Origin of the sequence: Bartonella jaculi (assembly GCF_039543045.1) — a bacterium.
In the GTDB taxonomy this organism is placed as follows: Bacteria; Pseudomonadota; Alphaproteobacteria; order Rhizobiales; family Rhizobiaceae; genus Bartonella; species Bartonella jaculi.
This window is the reverse complement of the sequence record NZ_BAABIZ010000006.1, coordinates 46,490-68,307: the sequence shown is the minus strand read 5'-3', so window position 1 is coordinate 68,307 and position 21,818 is coordinate 46,490. Positions and strand designations below refer to the sequence as shown.

At 36.1% G+C, this 21,818-nt stretch carries 22 protein-coding genes; 11 read left to right on the top strand and 11 right to left on the bottom strand.

All coding sequences use genetic code 11. From position 1 onward, the window contains the following. Nucleotides 1-181 precede the first annotated feature (181 nt). The 8 genes from ABD915_RS04140 to ABD915_RS04105 all read left to right on the top strand — a co-directional run bounded on the left by ABD915_RS04140 (nt 182) and on the right by ABD915_RS04105 (nt 8,014). Nucleotides 182-1,327 (top strand): cysteine desulfurase family protein, encoded by a 1,146-nt coding sequence (locus tag ABD915_RS04140; RefSeq protein WP_345115554.1) that lies wholly within the window; start codon nt 182-184, stop codon nt 1,325-1,327. A 165-nt stretch (nt 1,328-1,492) separates the two neighbouring features. Continuing rightward, nucleotides 1,493-3,004: a Fe-S cluster assembly protein SufB gene (gene sufB, locus ABD915_RS04135; RefSeq protein WP_345115551.1), complete on the top strand. Its 1,512-nt coding sequence runs from the start codon at nt 1,493-1,495 to the stop codon at nt 3,002-3,004. Nucleotides 3,005-3,060: 56 nt separating this feature from the next. Further along, nucleotides 3,061-3,816 (top strand): Fe-S cluster assembly ATPase SufC, encoded by a 756-nt coding sequence (gene sufC / locus ABD915_RS04130; protein WP_345115549.1) that lies wholly within the window; start codon nt 3,061-3,063, stop codon nt 3,814-3,816. 11 nt (nt 3,817-3,827) lie between these two features. After that, on the top strand, nt 3,828-5,096 hold the full coding sequence (gene sufD, locus ABD915_RS04125) for a Fe-S cluster assembly protein SufD (protein ID WP_345115547.1): 1,269 nt from the start codon (nt 3,828-3,830) through the stop codon (nt 5,094-5,096). A 9-nt stretch (nt 5,097-5,105) separates the two neighbouring features. Next, nucleotides 5,106-6,350 carry a cysteine desulfurase gene (locus tag ABD915_RS04120; protein ID WP_345115544.1) on the top strand — a complete coding sequence of 415 codons (1,245 nt, stop codon included), beginning with the start codon at nt 5,106-5,108 and terminating at the stop codon, nt 6,348-6,350. Then, a complete protein-coding gene (locus tag ABD915_RS04115; protein WP_345115542.1) occupies nt 6,343-6,744 on the top strand; it encodes an SUF system Fe-S cluster assembly protein in 402 nt (133 codons plus the stop codon). The genes ABD915_RS04120 and ABD915_RS04115 overlap by 8 nt, the downstream gene beginning before the upstream one ends. 85 nt (nt 6,745-6,829) lie before the next feature. Further along, entirely contained in the window at nt 6,830-6,952 is a 123-nt protein-coding gene (locus tag ABD915_RS04110) for a hypothetical protein (RefSeq protein WP_345115651.1), read from the top strand. Nucleotides 6,953-7,054: 102 nt separating this feature from the next. Continuing rightward, the gene (locus ABD915_RS04105) at nt 7,055-8,014 is read left to right on the top strand and encodes a COG2958 family protein (RefSeq protein WP_345115540.1); all 960 of its coding nucleotides are present in this window, start codon (nt 7,055-7,057) and stop codon (nt 8,012-8,014) included. 655 nt (nt 8,015-8,669) lie between these two features. On the opposite strand, the gene sodC is transcribed toward ABD915_RS04105, so the two are convergent. The 4 genes from sodC to ABD915_RS04085 all read right to left on the bottom strand — a co-directional run bounded on the left by sodC (nt 8,670) and on the right by ABD915_RS04085 (nt 12,107). Beyond that, complete coding sequence (sodC, locus tag ABD915_RS04100; protein ID WP_345115538.1) at nt 8,670-9,197, bottom strand: superoxide dismutase [Cu-Zn] SodC; 528 nt, start codon at nt 9,195-9,197, stop codon at nt 8,670-8,672. 395 nt (nt 9,198-9,592) lie between these two features. Then, the gene (locus tag ABD915_RS04095) at nt 9,593-9,916 is read right to left on the bottom strand and encodes a hypothetical protein (protein ID WP_345115535.1); all 324 of its coding nucleotides are present in this window, start codon (nt 9,914-9,916) and stop codon (nt 9,593-9,595) included. Beyond that, the gene (locus tag ABD915_RS04090) at nt 9,894-10,238 is read right to left on the bottom strand and encodes a hypothetical protein (protein ID WP_345115532.1); all 345 of its coding nucleotides are present in this window, start codon (nt 10,236-10,238) and stop codon (nt 9,894-9,896) included. Before ABD915_RS04090 ends, ABD915_RS04095 begins: the two co-directional genes overlap by 23 nt. Before the next feature lie 642 nt (nt 10,239-10,880). Further along, the gene (locus ABD915_RS04085) at nt 10,881-12,107 is read right to left on the bottom strand and encodes a UbiH/UbiF family hydroxylase (RefSeq protein WP_345115529.1); all 1,227 of its coding nucleotides are present in this window, start codon (nt 12,105-12,107) and stop codon (nt 10,881-10,883) included. 178 nt (nt 12,108-12,285) lie between these two features. Between ABD915_RS04085 and pcsA the strand changes: the two genes are divergently transcribed. The 3 genes from pcsA to ABD915_RS04070 are packed head-to-tail and all read left to right on the top strand — an operon-like array spanning nt 12,286 to nt 14,576. After that, nucleotides 12,286-13,095, top strand: coding sequence for a phosphatidylcholine synthase (gene pcsA / locus ABD915_RS04080; protein WP_345115526.1), 810 nt, complete (start codon nt 12,286-12,288; stop codon nt 13,093-13,095). 21 nt (nt 13,096-13,116) lie between these two features. Next, nucleotides 13,117-14,163, top strand: coding sequence for an enoyl-CoA hydratase/isomerase family protein (locus tag ABD915_RS04075; protein WP_345115523.1), 1,047 nt, complete (start codon nt 13,117-13,119; stop codon nt 14,161-14,163). Then, nucleotides 14,160-14,576 carry a DUF6163 family protein gene (locus tag ABD915_RS04070; RefSeq protein ID WP_345115520.1) on the top strand — a complete coding sequence of 139 codons (417 nt, stop codon included), beginning with the start codon at nt 14,160-14,162 and terminating at the stop codon, nt 14,574-14,576. Before ABD915_RS04075 ends, ABD915_RS04070 begins: the two co-directional genes overlap by 4 nt. A 392-nt stretch (nt 14,577-14,968) precedes the next feature. On the opposite strand, the gene ABD915_RS04065 is transcribed toward ABD915_RS04070, so the two are convergent. The 7 genes from ABD915_RS04065 to ABD915_RS04035 form a co-directional block, all read right to left on the bottom strand. Next, entirely contained in the window at nt 14,969-15,325 is a 357-nt protein-coding gene (locus tag ABD915_RS04065; RefSeq protein WP_345115517.1) for a hypothetical protein, read from the bottom strand. 89 nt (nt 15,326-15,414) lie between these two features. Further along, nucleotides 15,415-16,239: an MBL fold metallo-hydrolase gene (locus ABD915_RS04060; RefSeq protein WP_345115514.1), complete on the bottom strand. Its 825-nt coding sequence runs from the start codon at nt 16,237-16,239 to the stop codon at nt 15,415-15,417. 10 nt (nt 16,240-16,249) lie between these two features. Then, entirely contained in the window at nt 16,250-17,023 is a 774-nt protein-coding gene (locus ABD915_RS04055; RefSeq protein WP_345115511.1) for a TatD family hydrolase, read from the bottom strand. Further along, complete coding sequence (gene metG / locus ABD915_RS04050; RefSeq protein WP_345115640.1) at nt 17,013-18,608, bottom strand: methionine--tRNA ligase; 1,596 nt, start codon at nt 18,606-18,608, stop codon at nt 17,013-17,015. Before metG ends, ABD915_RS04055 begins: the two co-directional genes overlap by 11 nt. Nucleotides 18,609-18,633: 25 nt before the next feature. Then, the gene (locus ABD915_RS04045; RefSeq protein WP_345115508.1) at nt 18,634-19,689 is read right to left on the bottom strand and encodes a DNA polymerase III subunit delta'; all 1,056 of its coding nucleotides are present in this window, start codon (nt 19,687-19,689) and stop codon (nt 18,634-18,636) included. Continuing rightward, a complete protein-coding gene (gene tmk, locus ABD915_RS04040; RefSeq protein ID WP_345115505.1) occupies nt 19,686-20,330 on the bottom strand; it encodes a dTMP kinase in 645 nt (214 codons plus the stop codon). Before tmk ends, ABD915_RS04045 begins: the two co-directional genes overlap by 4 nt. A 30-nt stretch (nt 20,331-20,360) precedes the next feature. Continuing rightward, the gene (locus ABD915_RS04035) at nt 20,361-21,524 is read right to left on the bottom strand and encodes a D-alanyl-D-alanine carboxypeptidase family protein (RefSeq protein ID WP_345115502.1); all 1,164 of its coding nucleotides are present in this window, start codon (nt 21,522-21,524) and stop codon (nt 20,361-20,363) included. Between the last annotated feature and the right edge of the window lie 294 nt (nt 21,525-21,818).

Sequence of the window (21,818 nt, the reverse complement as noted above, 5' to 3'; positions counted from 1 at the left end):
TAAATATTCCTTAAATGCTATAAAAGGCTTTCATTGACCTTGGCTGTTTTCTACTATTCGTCTATTCTATATGATCATTTCATTTTAATGAACCGTTAGATATTCTGTTTTTGGTGCATTTTTCAAGAAAATTGCACTATTTTTTAAAATCAATTTATAAGATTAATGATTACGATGTAAAATGATTGTGAAACGCCGATATTTTGATCATAACGCAACAACACCGCTTACAAAAATGGCGCGGATGGCATTACTAGAATCTTTAGAGATATTTGGTAATCCATCATCGGTCCATGCCGAGGGGCGTGCCGCTAAAGCTTTATTGCAAAAAGCGCGTCGACAAATTGCAGAGAGGCTCAATACAGATCCAGATCATATTGTATTTACATCTGGCGCGAGTGAAGCAGCAATGACTTTATTAACCCCCTTTTATAAGATGGGGAGTTGTGAGGTTCGATTTTCTCATCTTTACATTGGAGCTACTGAACATCCATCTGTTGCGGAAGGAGGACGTTTTCCTAAAGAATTGATAAGCAGAGTTGCTGTTGATCAAAATGGTTTGATTCAACAAGATAAACTAAAATTTTTATTGGATTCTCATGATAAAACAAAAGGCTTGCCTCTTATTGCTATTCAAGCTGCCAATAGTGAAACTGGTGTTATTCAACGAATAGAAGAAATCGCTATCATTGTTCGAGATGCTGGGGGAATTCTCATTGTTGATTTAGTGCAATATGTTGATAAAAATCTTATTGATATTAATCAGATTGGGGGTGATTTTTTTATATTGTCTGCACATAAAATTGGTGGTCCTAAAGGAATTGGTGCTTTTGTTTCAAGTGGTAACCTTCTGATGCCACATCCTCTTATTGTTGGAGGGGGACAAGAAAAAGGGTTGCGTGGCGGAACAGAAGCTTTGCCGCTTATTGCTGCTTTTGGAGCAGCGATGGCTGATTGCTTTACTCGAGCAGAGGTAGAGCAGTTGGTTTATTTACGCAACAGATTAGAAGATGGGCTCTTAAAAATTAGCAATGAAGTTGAAATTTTTGGCAAAGGTGCTCAGCGTTTGCCAAATACCACTTATTTTACTGTGCAAAATATGAAAGCTGAAACTATGCAAATTGGTTTTGATTTGGCAGGGTTTTCTGTATCATCGGGTTCAGCTTGCTCTTCAGGAAAAGTAAAACAAAGCAAAGTTTTGGAGGCAATGGGGTATCATGTTCCAAACGGTGCAATTCGCATTTCAACAGGGCGGTGCACAACGTCTAACGATATTGATGATTTTTTATTGGCTTTTTCTCAAATCGTAAAGAAAAGCAAAAAATAAAGTTTATCACTAAAAACAGAGCACTATTTTCAAAATAAAATAAGCTTGATTGAAATTCTCCTGTTTTACCTATAGTCTAAGGAACAAGTTGCTTGCTTTAATTTTGCGAAGAAAACAAGAGTTTTAATCACCGGTTCTTGACGCCGGGAAAAGTGGAGAAAGCTGATGCCAGCAATACAGGAAACAATACGCCAAGTTCGTGAGATAGACGTAGATCAATATAAATATGGTTTTGAAACCAATATTGAGACGGATAAGGCTCCAAAAGGCTTAAATGAAGATATTATTCGGTTCATTTCTGCTAAAAAATGTGAACCTGAATGGATGTTGACATGGCGTTTGCAAGCTTTCCGCCGTTGGACTACAATGGAAGAGCCTCATTGGGCGCGTATTAAATATCCAAAAATTAATTTTCAGGAACTTTATTATTATGCTGCTCCTAAAAATCATACAGGGCCAAAATCTTTGGATGAAGTTGATCCTGAATTATTGGCAATGTATGAAAAACTTGGCATTCCCCTTAAAGAGCAGGAAATTTTAGCAGGGGTAAGAAAACAGACAGAGCCTTCTACTCTAGATGATAATATTTACGCATCAGGGCGAGTAGCTGTTGATGCAGTTTTTGATTCTGTTTCTGTTGTGACAACATTTAAAAAAGAGTTAGCACGTGCTGGTGTTATTTTTTGTTCTATTTCAGAAGCGGTTACCGAACATCCCGCTCTTATTAAGGAATATTTAGGAGCAGTAGTGCCAGCTGGTGATAATTATTATGCCGCCTTAAATGCGGCTGTTTTTACTGATGGTTCGTTTGTGTATATTCCCAAAGGGGTTCGTTGCCCGATGGAACTTTCAACCTATTTTAGGATCAATGAACGTAACACAGGCCAATTTGAACGAACGCTGATTATTGCAGATGAAGATTCTTACGTTTCTTATCTTGAAGGTTGTACAGCACCTCAACGTGATGAAAACCAACTTCATGCTGCTGTTGTTGAGCTTATTGCACTAAAGAATGCAGAAATTAAATATTCTACGGTACAAAACTGGTATCCTGGTGACAAAGAAGGAAAGGGCGGCATTTACAATTTTGTGACGAAGAGAGGGGATTGCCGAGGTGATAATTCTAAGATTTCATGGACGCAGGTTGAGACGGGTTCTGCAATTACCTGGAAATACCCGTCTTGCTTGCTACGTGGTGACAATTCACGTGGAGAATTTTATTCTATTGCCGTTGCAAATGGCCATCAACAAATCGATTCTGGTACCAAAATGATACACCTAGGGAAAAATACATCAAGCCGTATTATTTCTAAAGGTATTTCTGCTGGTTTTTCAAATAATACTTATCGTGGACAAGTTTCCGCATACAGAAAAGCGCAAAATGCGCGGAATTTTACGCAATGCGATAGTTTATTAATTGGCAATGATTGTGGTGCTCACACGGTACCATATATTGAGGCAAAAAATGCAACGGTTCAATTTGAACATGAGGCAACAACATCAAAAATATCTGATGATCAGCTTTTTTATGTTATGCAACGAGGAATTCCAGAAGAAGAGGCTATCGCGTTAATCGTGAATGGTTTTGTAAAAGAAGTCATTCAAAAACTCCCTATGGAGTTTGCTGTTGAAGCGCAGAAGCTGATTGGTATCAGCCTTGAAGGAAGCGTAGGCTAATTGTCCATTAAGTAAAATGGTGCGCTCCCAATAAACCACAAGAACAGGATTACATTATGTTAGAGATCAAAAATTTGCACGCCCGTATTGCTGAAACTGATACGGAGATTATTCGCGGTTTAAACTTAACCGTTCAGGATGGTGAAATTGCTGCTATTATGGGACAAAATGGGGCAGGAAAATCTACCTTGTCTTATTTACTTTCTGGTCGTGATGATTATGAAGTAACAGAAGGGGATATTCTTTATAACGGACAATCACTTTTAGAAATGGATCCAGCAGAACGTGCTGCCTCTGGTGTTTTTCTTGCATTTCAATATCCAATGGAAATACCTGGTGTTGCAACAATGGAATTTTTAAAAGTTGCGATGAATTCTCAACGCAAAGTGCGTGGTGAAGTGGAGCTTAAAATTCCTGAATTTATCAAACGTGTTAAAGAAGCTTCTTCCAAACTTGAAATAGATATGGAAATGCTTAAACGTCCCTTGAATGTTGGTTTTTCGGGTGGAGAAAAAAAACGCGCTGAAATTTTGCAAATGGCTCTCCTTGAACCTAAACTTTGTATTTTGGATGAAACGGATTCTGGTTTAGATATTGATGCATTAAAAGTTGTTGCAGATGGCGTTAACAGACTACGTAGTGTAGAGCGTTCATTTTTGGTTATTACGCATTATCAGCGTCTGCTTGATTATATTGTTCCTGATACGGTGCATGTTCTTCATAAAGGTCGTATTATTAAAAGTGGAGATAAATCATTAGCGCTTTATTTGGAACAAAATGGATATGCTGATATTATTGGTAAAGCGGCTTGAGGTTATTGAATATGCCTATGAACGCACGACAAGAATTAAGAGCAGTTGAAGAAGATATTATAAATAATTTCAACCAGTGTATTGGTGATTTACCTGGAAATGACGTGGTGCGTGCAGTACGCAAAGAAGCTATTAAGTTATTTCAAAAGGTACTTCTTCCTTCACGTAAAATTGAAAGTTGGCATTACACCAATCTACGTGCTCTATTAAAATCGGTCAGTGATTTTTCAGAAACAACGAGTAGCCAATTGGTTGCTCCATTATTTTCAGAAAGCTCAGTTTTTTCTATTGAAAATGGTAAAACACTTATACAATCGGAAATATCAGCTATCACAATAGAACGTCTTGCAGATGCATTAGAAAAAAAACATGCAAAGCTAGAACAGATCACTGCTACTGATGATTTTATTGGGCAATTAAACACAGCTTTCGCTACTGATGGCTGGCTTTTTCAGATTCCTGAGAATACGAAATTAGACTTTCCCCTAGAACTCCAAAACATTCAAATGGGTGGACAGTCACACGTTTTTTCAGATATTAAAATTGGCAAAAACAGCCAAGCTGTTGTTATTGAGCGCCAAATCGGCAATGATAAAGAATCTTTTGTCAGTTCGATAGTTTCATTGCATATTGCAGCCCATAGTGAAGTCACATGGATCCTTATCCGCGATCGGGGAATAAATTCTACACAATTTGGTCGATTGCATGCTGTGCTTGGTGAGAATGCTAAATTATCACTTTATGTTATTAATATAGCTAGCCAACTTAATCGTCAGGAAATTGATATTGAATTGCAAGGAAAAGGCTCTGATTTTCAATTACGAGCAATAAATTTATTATCCGGGGAGACACATAGTGATCTTACGATGACTGTTCGTCACATTGAAGAAAAATCAACCTCAACGGAAATTATTCGCAATGTTGTCACAGATAAGGCGCATGGTGTTTTTCAGGGTATGATACGCGTGGCACAAAAAGCGCAAAAAACAGATGCACGTATGGCCTGTAATAGCCTTATCCTTTCAGATGAAGCAGAATTTGATGCAAAGCCCGAATTGGAGATTTTTGCTGATGATGTTGCGTGTGGTCATGGTGCGACAGTTGCTAAGATTAATTGTGATCAGCTTTTTTATCTGATGGCGCGTGGTATCCCTTTCAAAACTGCTCAAGAGCTTTTAATTAAAGGGTTTGTTTCAGAATTAATTGAGGATATTGAGCAGGATAAAATTCGAGTAACTCTCGATGACATCATTATCCAATGGCTAAAGCACAATATTTAAGGCATAAAAATGGACATTGATGCACCAACGTTGAGTTATAATGTAGAAGAGATTCGTTGTGACTTTCCTATTTTAGACTGTGATGTTTATGGTAAGCGGCTGGCTTATCTTGACAGTGGGGCATCTGCTCAAAAGCCTCAATCAGTGCTTGATGCAATGAATAATTTTTATCGATGTCGTTACTCAAATGTGCATAGAGGAATGTATTTTTTATCAAATATAGCTACACAATCTTATGAAAACGCTCGCGAAACAGTTCGTGCTTTTTTAAATGCTCAAACAGCGAGAGAAATTGTTTTTACCAAGAGTGCGACGGAAGCCATTAATACCGTTGCTTATGGTTGGGGAATGTCTAAATTGAACGAGGGTGATGAAATTGTCCTCACCATTATGGAGCATCATTCAAATATTATTCCTTGGCATTTTATTCGTGAACAGAAAGGTGTTAAGCTTGTTTTTGTGCCTGTTGATAAGAATGGAATTTTACATATTGAGGATTTCCAAAAGGCTTTAAGTGAGAGAACAAAACTTGTTGCTATTACGCATATGTCCAACATATTGGGGACTGTGCCTCCTGTGAAAGAGATAATCAAGCTAGCGCATCAAAATGCTATTCCTGTTCTTGTTGATGGTTCTCAGGGGGCTGTACATTTAACAGTTGATGTGCAAAACCTTGATTGTGACTGGTATGTTTTTACAGGTCATAAGCTTTATGGTCCGACCGGTATTGGTGTTCTTTATGGTAAAGAATACAGGCTAGAAGAAATGCATCCTTTTCAAGGGGGAGGAGAAATGATTGAGGATGTGACCACTGAGAAAGTTTCCTATAATGCTCCCCCTTATCGCTTTGAAGCAGGCACTCCTCCCATAGCCGAAGCTATTGGTTTGGCTGCTGCTATTGATTATATGCGAGAAAAAAACAGGAACGCCATTCATGCACATGAAACAGCACTTTTAGCCTATGCACATGAAAGGCTTGAAACGGTTAAATCATTGCGTATTTATGGTTGTTCTCCTCATAAAGGTGCTATTATATCTTTTGAAATGGAAGGTATTCACGCACATGATATCGCTATGTTTGTTGATCGACAAGGCGTTGCTATACGCGCAGGAACGCATTGTGCACAACCTTTGTTACAACATTTTGGTTTAACATCTGCTTGTCGTGCATCATTAGCCATGTATAGTAGTTATGAAGACATTGATCAGTTAGTGGAAGCATTAGAAAAAGCAAGGACATTTTTTAATGGCTAAATCAATTGAAGAGCATCACTCTACAGAATCTGTTGAGACTGTAAGTGGAAATGAAAAATCTTACATATCAACAATTCCGGCAGATGAAATTGAGCGTATGACGAATGATATCATTTCTGCTCTTAAAACGGTTTATGATCCGGAAATTCCTGCTGATATTTATGAGCTAGGATTAATTTATCGTATTGATATTGAAGATGATCGTTCGGTAAAAATTGAAATGACACTTACAGCGCCTGGGTGTCCTGTTGCAGGTGAAATGCCGAGATGGGTGGAAAATGCTGTCAGCGCAGTTGAAGGTGTTTCGCACGTTGAAGTGACCATGACTTTTGATCCACCATGGACACCTGATTGTATGTCAGAAGAAGCACAAATTGCTGTCGGATGGTACTAAAAAATTATTGTTAAGACATTTTAATTTAGCCATTCATGAGTGAGCTGTTTATTTTTTACAAGTGTTTAAATTTAAGGACGATCGCATGAGTTATAATAAACAAAAATTAAAACTCACTTGGATTGGAAAAGAAAGACGTCCAAAACTAGAACCTCATATTTTATTGGAAGATCTTGAGAAATCTTATCACGCTCCGCATCAAGTATAGGCATATCTCAAAAAATCCTAAATTATTTATTATTCTCTCTCTTGTAAAGTCTAAAACTAATGGAATAAATATAATAAAGGATGAAAACGGGTGATTTGACGTATGACTCTAAATTTAACAAATACTATTTTTAGTTTTTTAGAGAAAAACCCAACAAAAAAATTTACAGCTCGAGAAATCGCACAATGGATATTTGAAAACTACCCAGATGCATGTCGCAAAAAACAAAAGCGTTCAACTGCAATAGTTACTCTCCTTAACAATGATGCCGCTCTTATTCAGCAAATTGTTGCTGAAATAGGAGCCCTGCGTCCTCGATTGCAAAAACGCTATCCAGAAATTAAAACCACTGAAGGACGGCCACGGCAGTATTACTTTACACAATTAACTGATAGAGCCGAAATTGATGAAGTAGAAGGAGATATAGATTCTTCAGTTTTTGGGAGTGATAAATCTTTTGTTAAAAAGGCTATTAAAGAGCATGATCTTTATCCTTTATTATCCAAATTTTTATGGTCAGAGCTTGAAGTTTATAGTAGGCGTATTGACGAGAAATATTCTCAGAATAAGAATGGTGCTGGTGGTAATAAATGGCTTTATCCAGATATTGTAGGAATGCAAGATTTAAGTAGCGAATGGCATCGTGAAATCAAAGATTGTGCTTTACAATATTTTTATAAAAAGACAAAACTTTGGTCTTTTGAAGTAAAAATCCTTATCAATCGCTCAAATTTGCGACAAGCATTTTTCCAAACGGTTAGCAATTCGTCATGGGCTAATTTTAGTTATTTAGTCGCTAGCGAAATTGAAGGAGTAGATACGTTAAAAGAATTTCGGATACTTTCAAGTTTACATGGAATCGGATTTATAAGACTTGATAGAGAAAATTTTTCCGAGAGTCAGATTATAATTCCTGCAAAAGAACGTAGCGAAGTTGATTGGGATACAGCCAATAGATTGGTGAAGGAAAACAAAGACTTTTTTCAATATATTAAACGTGTTCGTCAATTCTATCAGACTGGTGAAATTCGCCAGTCTGATTGGGATCATATGTGTCCATGAGAATTATTTTTTCAAAGATTCTATTATTCTCAAGCTTATTAATTATCTCTCATTCCTTTTAGCAATCTACTATCAGCATAAAACTGTCGATTATAATTTAAGACCCCTTTTTACATTCCTTAAAAACAACAGAAACCCTTACTTTTGCAAGTGTTTTATTACCCCCTCTTTATCTTTCTTATTCTGGATAAGAAAAAGAAAGATTTCGGATACTTATTTCAGTATTTAAAAAAGTTTACTGAAATATTACACTTTTTTGTCTATTATAGATTAATTATAGCACTGGATTCTACCGTACATCAGAAGGGAAAAGGTTCTGTTGCACGATCAAAAATGGTTCTTTGGCATAAAGGTCTGACTAGAAATCATGACTAACTAATCTTTATATCGTAGAGGAATTGAGGAAATAGTGAATAATGGAAAAGTGTTCAATCGAGACTAACAATGCTTATGCATCTGTTACACGATTTTAAAACGCTTTTCACAAAAATATCATTAGAATTCAAATTTTTAAAATGGATTAAAGAACTTTGAAACTTAAAAAAATTATTACAAAATCTTATGACAAGTTACACTACAAGCTGAAGTAATAGACTATATCCTTACCGAATTGGAGAAAAATCGTAGCTTTCCATAATTTATAGCAGTTTTATGGTTATTTTTTTATAATACCACATGCTAAACGTGCACCACCTCCACCGAGAGGTAACGGTTTATCCGATTGGTTATCTCCTCCCATATGGATTATTAATGAGTGCTCTTTAATTTCAGAAAGTTTTTTTAAGCGTGGTGCAAGAACGCTCATCGTTGCTCGTCCTTGTTCATTAACATAAAGTGCCGGTAAATCACCAAGATGACCATTGATATTATAGGGGACAAGATGTCTATTGCTATGGTCTGGATCATAATGTCCACCTGCAGTTCCTCCAATTACACCATCCTTTGTATCACATGAAGGATTCATATGCATGTGAAAGCCATGCAAACCTTCCGGAAGTGTAGACAAATTTGGCGAAAAAATGAGACCGTGTTCATTTTCTTCAATTTCTATTATCCCTATAGGCTGTTTGATGTTGTCTTTCTTTAGCTCATAGATTTTTACTTGGATTGATGTTGCTAACACCGTAGAAAAAAAATTTAAAAATGTCAGTAAGGTTAATAAAAGAAGAAAAATCTTATTCATATAACACCTTTTTTCCGCTTGCTCTATAAAGAGAACAGAACTTCTTAGGAAGGTGCAATTAAAAAGGAAAAAGCATCATAAATAAGTTCAAAATGATTTTCTCCATACACCACTCTCTCTAGAGAAATCCTTCTTTCTTAAAAAAACATAATCTCTATGAGTTGATAGTTATCCTTCACCTCTATTTTTCCAAGCTTTGCTCTTTAAAAAAGAAAAACTTTTTAAGTAGATAAGAAATATCGATAACTTAAAGCCAGCACTTCATCCTATAATATGGTACGATTTCCATAAAACATATAACAGATTGATTATATTTGTTTTTTCAATATTTCTGTTTATAAGCACGGAAATAAATACAATTTTTTACGCACGAACTTTGGAAAGGGAAACAAGCATTATGATGTAGATAAATCACTCATAAAGGCGCAAAATGTGCCAACAACAATACCTATCATTGATCCCGTTATTATGCCAATTATCGTACCGGCAGGAAGTGCTACGCCTATACCCATTGCGATAATTGGACCAAATCCTGGAAGAGCAATATAACCATATGCTGCAAGAATTGTTGCGATTGCTCCCGATATGCTACCATTCAGACATCCAACGAGTACAGATTCTTTAATAGAATGAAAGATTTTTTTTAAAAAGTTTTTCTCATGATTATTAGAACAGAGGTTACTATAAGTTTTTAAATCAATCACGTTTTTTTCTTTCATTTTGAATGCTTACTGTTCCAGAATAATCAACTGATACGAGAAAACAGCACTCTTTGACTTCTACAAGAGCGCGCCAAATACCTTTATCATCTAAACGCACTCGTTTAATATTTTTGAAACCATTTTGCATGAGACAGTTTTTAATTTGCGAAGCAGTAAATGAATTTTGACCTGGTTTAGCGATATCTTGGGTGGAAGCATATGCAGTGATTTGACAATAAGGGGCATGGAAAACCGTACTTATTGAAACTGTAACGATCAACGAAATACATACAATAAAAATAAAAAAAACTCTTAATTGCAGATTTTTACTTAATCTCATCTTTTCACCATCTCTTAAAACGCTGCTTTATTAACCTTTTTATTTCAAACAGGTTCCAAAAAATATTGTATTTTCAATCTTATAATTAATGACGCAAAGTTTTGAATATTTACGTTGATTAACTAAAACTGTTTTTTTCTTTATTTTCTTGTGAAAAAAAATGACATTGAGCATCTATTCTTAACAGTCCCGTATCTCTTTGCTTCTTTAAACATGCAATTCTACAGCATTCATCTCATCAAGTGAGTGATATAAAGATGTGTATTATGATAGACTTTATATATGTTTTTATATGATGTATGATGCTGTTCATCTCATCAAAATATCTTACTGCTGCTGTGTGATAATACACACATATAGGCGTTTGCTTTGTTCAGAGCATTGTTTTCCTTGATACAAATGGAATTTTACCATTCTTCTCATCGGCCAATCTAGCTTTATTATACTCATTGGTTGATGAGAAGATACGTCTTTATAAGAGATATTTGACTACTATCCCATACACGTTTTTTAAAAGCTTTCCATAGTAACGAAAAGAAATTTAACATTTTTATTGTTTACTCGGTAAACCAATGCAATAAAAAGCACAGCTCCCACATAAATATATCTCTTCCTAAGATAGATCAGTAATAATTCATAATATCAAAGCAGTTGTTTTGGCAGTTTACTTGAGAATATTGGCATAATTTTTTTAAATCCGTAGCTGGGATACATTCCTTCTCGCATAAATAAATTACGTAATGGTGAGTAATTACGTAATAACCCAAATCCGATGCTTCGTATGATATGAACTGGCAACATAGGTGAAAGTAAAGAAGAGTTGAGCGCGTGTACAAAACCACTCCGAAACAATATATCAGGTTTTCGACATCGATTATAATATGTAACGATCATTTTAGAGTTAAAATCGGATACTTTGTTGGGTAAAATATCGATCAAAGTTTGAACATCACGAAATCCTAAATTTAATCCCTGTGCCCCAATAGGAGGAAAGACATGAGCTGTTTCACCCACTAAAATCGTCCGATTGGCAGCAAAACGGTGAGAAATAAGCCCTGAAAGCGGCCATGCTTGAATTGGTGTTTCTAGTGTTACTTTTCCAAGCATTGACTGCATCTGCTCTTCGATCACTTTTGAAATTGTTTTTTGCTCTAAATTTAATAATTCTTCAGCACGAGAAGGCTTAACAACCCATACAAGACTAGATCTTTTCCCTGGTAATGGAACCTGTGTAAATGGACCATGTTCTGTATGAAATTCAGTTGATGTATTTTGGTGAGAAAAATTATGAGAAAAATTAAGAACGAGTGCTGTTTGTGGATAGCTCCACTGTTTGACACCTATACCCGCTGCCGCTCGTGTTAAAGAATGGCGCCCATCAGCAGCAATAATAAGCGATGCTTGAATAACTCGACCATCTGCGAGAGTAACGGATATATGATTTTTTTGGTGATGAAAAGATTTTGCCGAAGAAAAAATTCTGATGATACTATGTGTACGTGTAACAGTATCGCCTAAAGCCTTGTTTAACTCTAAATTAGGTATATTATAACCAAAAGCCTCTTCACCAATTTCAGTGGAAGAAAAATTTACAGTAGGAGCACGCACAACTCTGGAGGTTATATCTATGATTCTAATGAAAGATAAAGCTGCTGAATGAAGTTTGAGGACATTCCAAATATTGAGTTTTTGAAGTGTACGGATTGCTGGCATCATAAGAGCGGTTGTCCGTAATTCATCTGTATGAGCAGATGGACCAATAAGAAAAACAGAGTAACCCTTATGCGCAAGGCTAAGCGCAGCTAACATACCAACTGGGCCTGCACCAATGATAGCAATATCTTTATGCTCGCTTTTTCCAAATGTCACAATAACTTAAGCCTTTCTTTATTCATAAAATATTTTAACATTTCTAGATGAATAATCTCTTTTTATTGTATGAAGCTCTTCTATTATATTATGTAATAAATAATGTGGTATAAAAAAGTAACTTTTTTATGCTTTTTTATGACGAGGCATAGCGTGGAAAAAAGTAGCGTATTGATAGATGGTTGAAGACTTTAAAAACGAGGATAAGAAAACCTTGAAACGTAAGCTAACAAAAAAAATTAAAACGAATGCTCATCTCTTGCGCCATAAAAAAGTAACAATGCCACAAGCAAAGGCTTTTTCTGTCCATTTATTAACAGCTTCGGGTTCATTTTTAGCATTTCTTTCTCTTATATCGGCTTCTCAAAAGGAATGGACCGCTATGTTTTGTTGGCTCGGACTTGCACTTCTTGTTGATGGTATAGATGGGCCAATTGCACGCAAACTTGATGTTAAATATGTACTGCCAACATGGTCTGGAGAACTCTTAGATAATATCATTGATTACGTAACTTATGTCTTAATTCCAGCTTTTGCGCTTTATCAAAGTGGTTTAATGGGTTCAGGATTGTCCTTTTTATTAAGCGCTATCATTGTTATTTCATCAGCTATTTATTACGCAGATACTGGAATGAAAACTAAAGAAAACTTTTTTAAAGGATTTCCAGTAGTTTGGAATATGATGGTTTTTACGCTTTTTGTAGTAAGACCAGGGGAGTGGGTCACTTTTACCATTATTGTTTTATCGGCAATCATATCTTTTTTACCAATTTATTTTATTCATCCAGTAAGAGTTATCCGTTTGCGGTGGCTTAATTTTCCGATTTGTCTCTTGTGGTGTTCTTTTGGTATTGCCGCATTTTTTTACCAACTGGATGCTCCATTTTGGGTTAAAATAGGAATTTCAGTAACAGGTATGTATATGTATTGCATTGGTGCTATCATGCAATTATTTCCCCAATTGGGAGTAAAAAATATAAAAAAATAATAAACTTTTTAAGGGTATAAGATGCAAATTGATTTTGGAGCAGGTGATAACATTTCTTTTACAAAAGAAGGGCGTGCTGGCATTATAAAGCTCACACGCCCTTCAGCATTAAATGCTCTTAATCATCGAATGGTTTTTGCTTTAAAAAAAGCTTTGAATACTTGGGAAACAGATGATGATATTTCTTGCGTCTTAATTGAAGGGGAGGGACGTGCTTTCTGTGCCGGTGGGGATGTTGTAGAAATCTACCATATGGGAAAAAAGACCTCTTCTTATCAATATTTTAGTGATGAATATCGCTTAAATGCTTATATTAAACGTTTTCCAAAACCTTACATTTCTTTCTTGAACGGGATTTGGATGGGAGGGGGGGTAGGTATTTCTATATACGGTTCACACCGAATTGTTACAGAAAACACATGCTTTGCTATGCCAGAAGGCGCTATTGGATTTTTCCCAGATGTTGGCGCCAGCTTTTTCTTACCATCTCTTCCCAATCACTTTGGCATTTATCTTGCATTGACGGGTGCACACATAAAATGGGGAGATTGCTTAAACTTAGGATTAGCAACTCATGCTGTTCCTGAAGTTGAATTAGCGTGTGTTAGAAAAGCTATTATTGAGCAGGGAAGTCCTATGTTTGCTTTAGACGAGCGAGCAGTCATCAGAGACTATGAGACAAGTCATGAAATACGCAGTGTTGTGAGTGCTTGTTTTGGTACACATACATTAGAAGAATGTATGGCACTCCTTTATAAAAAAAGTAATGAAGGAATTTTGTTCGCTAAAGAATGTTATAATGTTTTGCAATCACGTTCTCCAACAAGTTTAAGAGTTATCTGGAAACAAATGAAACAAAGTCCATCTCAAACTTTGGAAGAATGCATGAAAGTTGAAAACCGCATCGCATATCATATGTTAAATTCACATGATTTCCGTGAAGGTGTACGCGCAATATTAATTGATAAAGACAAAACACCTAAATGGCAGCCAGATAAACTATCTGATATAACAGATGAAATGATAGATGCTTACTTCCAACCCATTGAAAGAGAATTATTATTTTGATACACAGTCTTCAAAAAAAGATTTCAAAAATTAATTTAATTTACAACTATTATTTGCGATTTTTGGCACTCATTTGCTTAGGTTTGGGTGTTTTTTATTGGATGCGTCTTGTTGGTGTATTTCCAGGAGTTTTATGGCGGTTTGATCTTATGCCATGGCAATGGCAATTTTTATCAATCACATTGGCGATTGTTTATCCTATCGCCTTGATTGGACTTTGGATGTATTCCCCATGGGGAATTGTTTTATGGTGCATTGCAGCATTTACCGAAACATTAGGGTTTTATTATTCTAATTTCATCTATCAGCCATTTATACTATCATTTCATGGAATATTGTTTGTAGTTTTTATGATACTACAAATTATGATGTTTTTTTCAAGTCGATATCGCAAAAGCTTAAAAGATTATTAGTTTTTTAGTTTCGGGCTAAAATTACTAGCCCGATCCCATTTTAATAAATTTTTAACAAAAAGGCACCCACCACAAATCCCAAGGACTAGTGGCTTTTACTGAAACTATCCAAAGTATTGATGCTACCGTTCCCCAAAGTGCTGCTGCTAGCATTGATATATCCTTTCTATTCTATCCTATATATTTGCAAAAGTTCCATAATATGTATTATGCGATAAAAGTTGCAATCAAAATCTAGACATATTCATGTCGCGTAATTCGCAATTAAAACACAATTATGTCAAAAATTAGGCAAATCTATTTTAGATTGAAGTATATCTATTCAAAAAAATGGCTTTAAGTAAATATTACTTAAAGCCTGAAATTGTATTATATAATAAATATAAGTAAAATTACTGTGATAATTTGCAACGTTTCATACGTGCAAGGTCACTTAAAACAGCATTACGGTTGTTTAAAGCTGCAATCTCATTGCTTTCACTTGACTTTACATCCATAAAAAACAAAGCAGGCATAAATATAACACCTGTTGCTACTAAAGCTGCGTTTTTGCTTCTTGCTTTGGAACGCTCTAGAATTGTGTCATTAATCTGACGTTTATTAGCGAAAAACTCCCGTTGAATATCAGCGCAACTCATTGCTCCATCATGTAACGTTGTAACTGAAATATTCTTTTCTAAGCGCCCCCCACACGCTGATAACGAGACCGCTAAAATAACACATATTATTCTTATAAAACATCTACACATAAAAAAACCTTATTAAATATGAAAAAAAATATCACATAAAACAAATAAAAAACAAAATAAAGTCTAAAAATAGACATAATTATTCGGATTCAGTGTTCGTTTAACAGCGTATTTATTTCAAAAACAAGTCCTTGATGTGCTGGCTTAACATGTGCTGGAACGTAATTTACAACCTCATTGTAATCAAGCGATCTATCCATATGTGTAAGTATAGCTTTTTGGGGTTTTAGATATTTTATCCATTGTAATGCTTGGTCGACGGAAAGATGACTTGGGTGAGATTCAAATTGAAGTGCTTCAATAATTAAAACATCCAAATTCATTAATTTGGGTAATGTTTTTTCAGGAAATTGACTAACATCTGTACAATAAGCAACATTACCAATACGAAAACCTAAAGAATGAATATTCCCGTGAAATTGTAAATGCGTATTGACGGTGATTGCTCCTCCCTGCCCCTGAATTATAAATTGGCTATCTTCTTTGATCGTATGCGCTTTTAAAATGGGTGAATAAGATGAACCTTTTGGCTTTTGAAAACAGTATCCAAATGCATTTTTCAAATGTTCTAGTGTAAACGAATCAGCGTAAATATCTATTAAACATTTTTGGGCAAGCGCATAACTGCGCAAATCATCAATACCGTGAATATGATCTGCGTGAAAATGCGTATAAAGTGCAGCATTAAGATGATTTACACGCGCATCGATCATTTGTGATCGAAAATCTGGACCAGTATCGATAACGATTGTTGTTTTTTCCCCTGATAGTTTAATGCGTTCGACTAATAAAGAACTTCTGTAGCGTTTGTTTTTGGGGTTATTAGGATCACATGCTCCCCAATCACCATTGGGGCGTGGAACTCCAGGAGAGGAACCACAGCCTAATATTGTAAATCGGTACCGGTCAAACATACCTTTCACCTTATTTTATTTTGTTAAATAAAAGAAAAGCATTTTGCGTTGTTATCTGAGCTATTTCTTCAATATTTAAACCAATTATTTCGGCTAAAGTAGTTGCTGTATAGTGTACAAAAGATGGTTCATTTGTTTTACCTCGATGAGGAACAGGTGCTAAAAATGGTGCATCTGTTTCCACCAATAAACGCTCATGAGGTACAATTTTTGCTATTTCACGGATTTTAAGCGCATTTTTGAACGTGAGAATACCTGAAAAGGATATATAACCACCAAGTTCAATGCCGGCACGAGCAAGTTGCATCCCAGACGAATAACAGTGAAGGACAAATGGAAAAGCCCCTTCTTTTATTTGTTCACGTAATATTTTCTCCATATCTCCATCAGCATTGCGTGAATGTATGACAAGAGGGAGTTGTGTTTCTCGAGAAGCGATAATATGTTCTTGGAAGATTTTCTTTTGCTCTTTTGGTAAAGAATAATCATAATGATAGTCTAGTCCTGCTTCTCCAAAGGCAACAATTTTGGGATGCTTCGATAGATTGATAAGCTCTTCAGCTGTAATATCTTGTTCTTCATGGGCATTATTGGGATGCGTGCCAACGGAACAAAATACCTGATCATAGGCTTGTGTAATTTCTAAAAGCTTATCCAACTTACGAACGTGTGTTGAAATCGTTATCATACGTTTAACATTCGCATCTAAAGCCCGTTGGATAATATCATCTAAATCTTGCGCAAAATCCTCAAAATCAAGATGACAATGTGTATCAATCAACATGATGAATATCGTCTTTCTTCAAGATATAACGGGGAAAGATTGGTTCCGGTGGCGGAAGATCAAGATCTTCTTGAATCTTTGAATTGCTAATATGATGAAATAACCGGTCACCTTCAGCAATTGCAAGGCTATCAAGAAGCTTAGCTGCTGATTGTGGTATAAAAGGCAACAACATAATTCCTATTCTCCGCAAAATTTCCACAGTTATGTAAAGAACTGTAGAAAATCTTTCTGTATTATTTTTTCGTAAATTCCAAGGTTGTTCGTTGGCAAAATAGCGGTTAGCATCTGCCACAACTGAAAAAATAGCTGAAAGTGCTAAATGCATTCCCTGAGATGACATGGATTGACGTGCAATTTCAAAGGCGCGAAGAGATTGTTCCAAAAGCTGTTCATCTTGAACTAAAAATGTAGCTGGTATAGGCACCTTTGCATTACAATTTTTTGCAATCATAGACAAAGAGCGTTGCGCTAAATTACCAAGATCATTAGCAAGATCTGCATTAATGCGATTCACAAAATTATCATGGCTATAACTACCATCTTGTCCAAAGGGCACTTCACGGAGAAGAAAATAACGTACCTGATCAAGACCATAGTGATCGACCATTTCAAAAGGATCCACAACGTTTCCAATGGACTTCGACATTTTTTCACCGCAATTGAGTAAAAAACCATGGGCAAAAACACGCTTAGGCAATTCTATTCCAGCAGACATTAAAAATGCCGGCCAATAGATTGCGTGAAAACGAACAATATCTTTGCCAATAATATGAACATTTGCAGGCCAAAAATCAGTTTTTTTTGAATTTTCATTGAAAAAATCAATTGCTGACAAATAATTCGTGAGCGCGTCAACCCAGACGTACATCACGTGTTTTGGATTATCTGGAACACAAACGCCCCAATTAAAGCTTGCTCGTGAAATAGAAATATCTTTTAAACCCGATTTGATAAAACTTATAACTTCGTTTCGTCGTTCAGGTGGAGCAATAAAATCAGGGTGTTTTTCATAATATTCAAGCAGGGCTTTCTCATAACGGGAAAGTCTAAAGAAATAACTTTCTTCTTCGTTCCATTCAACTGGAGAGCCTAACTCCTTCTCGCGACGGATGTTGTCTTCTCCGACTTCAGTATCTTTCTCTTCATAATATGCTTCCTGACGAACCGAATACCAGCCCGTATAACGGCCAAGATAAATATCGCCATTGGCTTCCATCTTTTTCCAAATTTTTTGACAAGCTTGATAATGGCGTTCTTCTGTCGTACGGATGAAATCATCGTTAGAACAATTTAATATTGCCAGCATTTTTTGAAACACAGCACTATTACGGTCTGCAAGTTGTCTAGGCGTCATACCTAAAACTGCTGCCGTTTGTTGCATTTTTAAACCGTGCTCGTCTGTACCAGAGAGAAAAAATACTTTTTTTCCTTCTAATCGTTGAAAACGTGCCAAAACATCACTTGCAATTGCACTATAGGCATGCCCAATATGTGGAGTGCCATTAGGATAAAAAATTGGAGTTGTTATGTAATAGGTGTCATGCATGTCAGACTCGTTGTGAAAAGCAGTAAAAGATACAATGGCATAACGTTTGTTAATCACATTGTCACGGAAAAAGCTCAGTCTCACGAATGATCTTATGAACTCTAAAAAGCAGATTAATAATGAATTGCTTTTTATCGAGATTAAATGTTTGTATTTCCCCTATTTCTTGATGTATCTCCTGCAACACCCACGCACATTTTTTTGAACGAACTAAATCCCCTCTTTCAGAGAGCATGATAGCTCTTTTTTCAATCTTATCAAGGAGTTCATCGCAAAATTGTTGAAATTGGATACTGGAAGAAGGAGACGAAAGTGTTTGTGCAAGAGTGTGTACGATAGCTAGATTACAAACTGATTGCTCTAAGAAAGTATCAATAGTTTTAACTATTTCAAGACCGCCTTGACAAATAAGTAAAGCTGCTCTTCGAGGACTTCCTTTAGATCTTGGAATAATCACCTCAACAATTTCTTCATCAGTTACGTCTTGATTGGAAAAAACATGTGTAATGACTTTTTTCATCTCATCATTGCACAATGGTCGCAAAGAGATTTTCTGGCATCGTGAGCGAATTGTTGGGAGTAATCTTCCTGAAGAGTGTGTGATAAGAATGAATAACGTCTTTGTAGGAGGTTCTTCCAGTGTTTTGAGAATTGCATTAGCGGCACTTCTCCCCATATCATCCGCGGAATCAATGATAACAATGCGCCATCCATTATCTTGCGATGTTTGATTTAAAAAATGCATAATATCACGGATATCATCGATGAGTATACCCGTTTTAAACTTTTGCGTTTTTACATCAAAACGACGCGAAACATGCAAAAGATTAGGATGACTTCCCCGCGTAATTTGGCGCCATGTGATGGAATCATGCTCTGGTTGCAGGAAATCACCCTTTTGAGAGCTTAAAATATTCCAAGCAAAGTGAAAAGCTAATGTAGCTTTTCCAATTCCGCGCTCTCCTTCTAATAATAACGCATGATGTAAATGCTCCTCCTTACGCATTTGTGCTAAAAAATGACGGGCAGTCTCATGGCCAAAAATCGTATTATTCTGTGAAGGTGATAAAACCGTATCGATATCATCATATTGGCGCAAAAAATTTACATCACTCATAGAAGTTGATCCAAAATTTCTTGAGAACAAATATTTTTTATTTTCTGTGCAATGACTTCCACCGCACCTGTTGCATCAATTACACGAAACCGATGAGGTTCCTGTTTTGCCAATTGAAGAAAAGCTTGGCGCCTTTGTTCTTGAATTTCCAAATTGTCTTTTTCAAAATAATCTATCGTTTCTGCTTGTTTCCTTCGTAAATGCGCACGCTTCATACCACACCTTGCTGGTATATCTAACAAAAACGTTAGATGAGGCATTATCCCATTGAGTGCAACATATTCTAAAGCAGAAAAAGTGGAGATACTCACTGTATCATTGCCCCCTTGGTAAACACGTGTAGAATCAATAAAGCGATCACATAAAACGACTTTGCCTTTCTTCAAGGAAGGTATAATAACTTCGGTAACATGATCAATGCGTGCTGCTGTAAGCAAAACCACTTCCATCAAAGGTCCGTAATATTGTGCCTGACCTGACAATAAAACATGACGTATTGCTTCTGCACCTGCCGTTCCTCCTGGTTCTCGTGTTGTAAGAACATCATAGCCTTTACTACAGAGATACTGAGCAAGCAAAGAAATTTGCGTTGTTTTTCCTACCCCCTCTCCTCCTTCGAATGTGATGAAATAACCTGACACCTATGAACCTTAACCCTTATTTAGCATGTATTATAAATATTTTCGTAACCATCCAATCGTTATTTCATAGAATGCATTTTTTACTTTTGCAAAGAAGCTTCCTTCTTGAACATCGATCTCGGCAAAAACAGGCTTTTCGAGAAGAATCTTTTTATCTTCTAAAATTTGAAGAACACCAACTGATTGTCCTAAAGTGATAGGAGCTTTCAATGGACCGCGATATTTAATTTTTGCTTTAATATTCATTTTTTTTTCATTTGAAAGCATAAAGCTTATTGGCTCTTGAACAATGAGGGGAACAGAGTTTTGCACCCCACCGTAAACAGAAGCACGGCCAACCATTTCTCCCTTTGTGAAAATCGTTTTAAGATCAAAAGCCGTCATTCCCCATTGAAGAATGCGTTCTACTTCTTTTGTCTGTCCTTTACCATCTTGCAAACCATTTATTGCTAAAAAAAGACGTCGATGATTTTTATAGGCGGCAATAATCATTGAAAAGCCTTCTTTTTCGCTGTAGCCGAATCCGAATCCTTCTACACCAATTTCCTTAGAAATAAGAGGATTTTTGTTACGTTGAAAAATTTTATTCCAAGTAAAGTGAGGTTCACGGTAAAGCACATAATAATCAGGATACTCATGAGCAATATGACGCACTAATGCAACCATATCGCGCAATGTCACAAACTGCCCCTCTTCGGGAAGCCCTGTTGCATTAACAAAATGGCTATGCGATAATCCGAGCGCTTTTGCGCGTTGATTCATCAGTTTTGCGAAATCAGCTTCACTTCCCGATACCCCTTCAGCAAGGGTAATAGCAGCATCATTTCCATTGACAATAACGAGACCACGCAAAAGATCAGAAACACTAATTTCTGACTTCACTTTTGCAAACATAGTGGTTGTACCGGAAGGTGCTCCCCCCTTACGCCAAGCATTTTCACTTACTGTGAATGTTTGTGTGTTGCTTAAAACACCTTGTTTTAACTGATAAAATATGACTTCAGCCGTCATCAATTTTGCTAATGAAGCTGGGGGGAAAGCAATATCACTCTGTTTGTCAAAAAGTATTGTATCGGTATCATTATCTAATAGGAGTAATTGCGATGCAGAAGTTTGAAAATCTTGCGCTCTTCCTCCCCTATCCAATGTTAACATCCAAAATAAGGTAAATAAAATCCTTAATGTTGTACGCATAACCGCCCCTCCTATATCTAAAGATCAGCATAAAAGATACCTTTATACAAGGAAAGATTTGTTTATTTTTGTAGACCGAGAATCGTTAGCAACCAGAAAACAGATTTTTTCGCCCAGCATTAAAACAAAGCACATGATAACGTTTTGTTTTTCGCATAGCACTTAAACTTTAATGTTTCAGATACATGGAAAACACAAAAAACTTTTCACTTATTGTTATTTTTTATAAAAAACTGCAATCTAATTCCATTCATGAGAATCCTATTACAATCAATAACTCTTGATCATTTGCTG

What these genes read in the sequence shown, in the direction of transcription:
- ABD915_RS04045 (WP_345115508.1), bottom strand. Translation starts at nt 19,689, where the DNA reads ATGAGTGATGTAAATTTTTTGCGCCAATATGATGATATCGATACGGTT.
- ABD915_RS04115 (WP_345115542.1), top strand. Translation starts at nt 6,343, where the DNA reads ATGGCTAAATCAATTGAAGAGCATCACTCTACAGAATCTGTTGAGACT.
- sodC (WP_345115538.1), bottom strand. Translation starts at nt 9,197, where the DNA reads ATGAATAAGATTTTTCTTCTTTTATTAACCTTACTGACATTTTTAAAT.
- ABD915_RS04065 (WP_345115517.1), bottom strand. Translation starts at nt 15,325, where the DNA reads ATGTGTAGATGTTTTATAAGAATAATATGTGTTATTTTAGCGGTCTCG.
- sufC (WP_345115549.1), top strand. Translation starts at nt 3,061, where the DNA reads ATGTTAGAGATCAAAAATTTGCACGCCCGTATTGCTGAAACTGATACG.
- ABD915_RS04060 (WP_345115514.1), bottom strand. Translation starts at nt 16,239, where the DNA reads ATGTTTGACCGGTACCGATTTACAATATTAGGCTGTGGTTCCTCTCCT.
- pcsA (WP_345115526.1), top strand. Translation starts at nt 12,286, where the DNA reads ATGGTTGAAGACTTTAAAAACGAGGATAAGAAAACCTTGAAACGTAAG.
- sufB (WP_345115551.1), top strand. Translation starts at nt 1,493, where the DNA reads ATGCCAGCAATACAGGAAACAATACGCCAAGTTCGTGAGATAGACGTA.
- ABD915_RS04095 (WP_345115535.1), bottom strand. Translation starts at nt 9,916, where the DNA reads ATGAAAGAAAAAAACGTGATTGATTTAAAAACTTATAGTAACCTCTGT.
- sufD (WP_345115547.1), top strand. Translation starts at nt 3,828, where the DNA reads ATGCCTATGAACGCACGACAAGAATTAAGAGCAGTTGAAGAAGATATT.
- ABD915_RS04120 (WP_345115544.1), top strand. Translation starts at nt 5,106, where the DNA reads ATGGACATTGATGCACCAACGTTGAGTTATAATGTAGAAGAGATTCGT.
- ABD915_RS04110 (WP_345115651.1), top strand. Translation starts at nt 6,830, where the DNA reads ATGAGTTATAATAAACAAAAATTAAAACTCACTTGGATTGGAAAAGAA.
- ABD915_RS04075 (WP_345115523.1), top strand. Translation starts at nt 13,117, where the DNA reads ATGCAAATTGATTTTGGAGCAGGTGATAACATTTCTTTTACAAAAGAA.
- ABD915_RS04035 (WP_345115502.1), bottom strand. Translation starts at nt 21,524, where the DNA reads ATGCGTACAACATTAAGGATTTTATTTACCTTATTTTGGATGTTAACA.
- ABD915_RS04140 (WP_345115554.1), top strand. Translation starts at nt 182, where the DNA reads ATGATTGTGAAACGCCGATATTTTGATCATAACGCAACAACACCGCTT.
- ABD915_RS04105 (WP_345115540.1), top strand. Translation starts at nt 7,055, where the DNA reads ATGACTCTAAATTTAACAAATACTATTTTTAGTTTTTTAGAGAAAAAC.
- ABD915_RS04055 (WP_345115511.1), bottom strand. Translation starts at nt 17,023, where the DNA reads ATGTTGATTGATACACATTGTCATCTTGATTTTGAGGATTTTGCGCAA.
- ABD915_RS04090 (WP_345115532.1), bottom strand. Translation starts at nt 10,238, where the DNA reads ATGAGATTAAGTAAAAATCTGCAATTAAGAGTTTTTTTTATTTTTATT.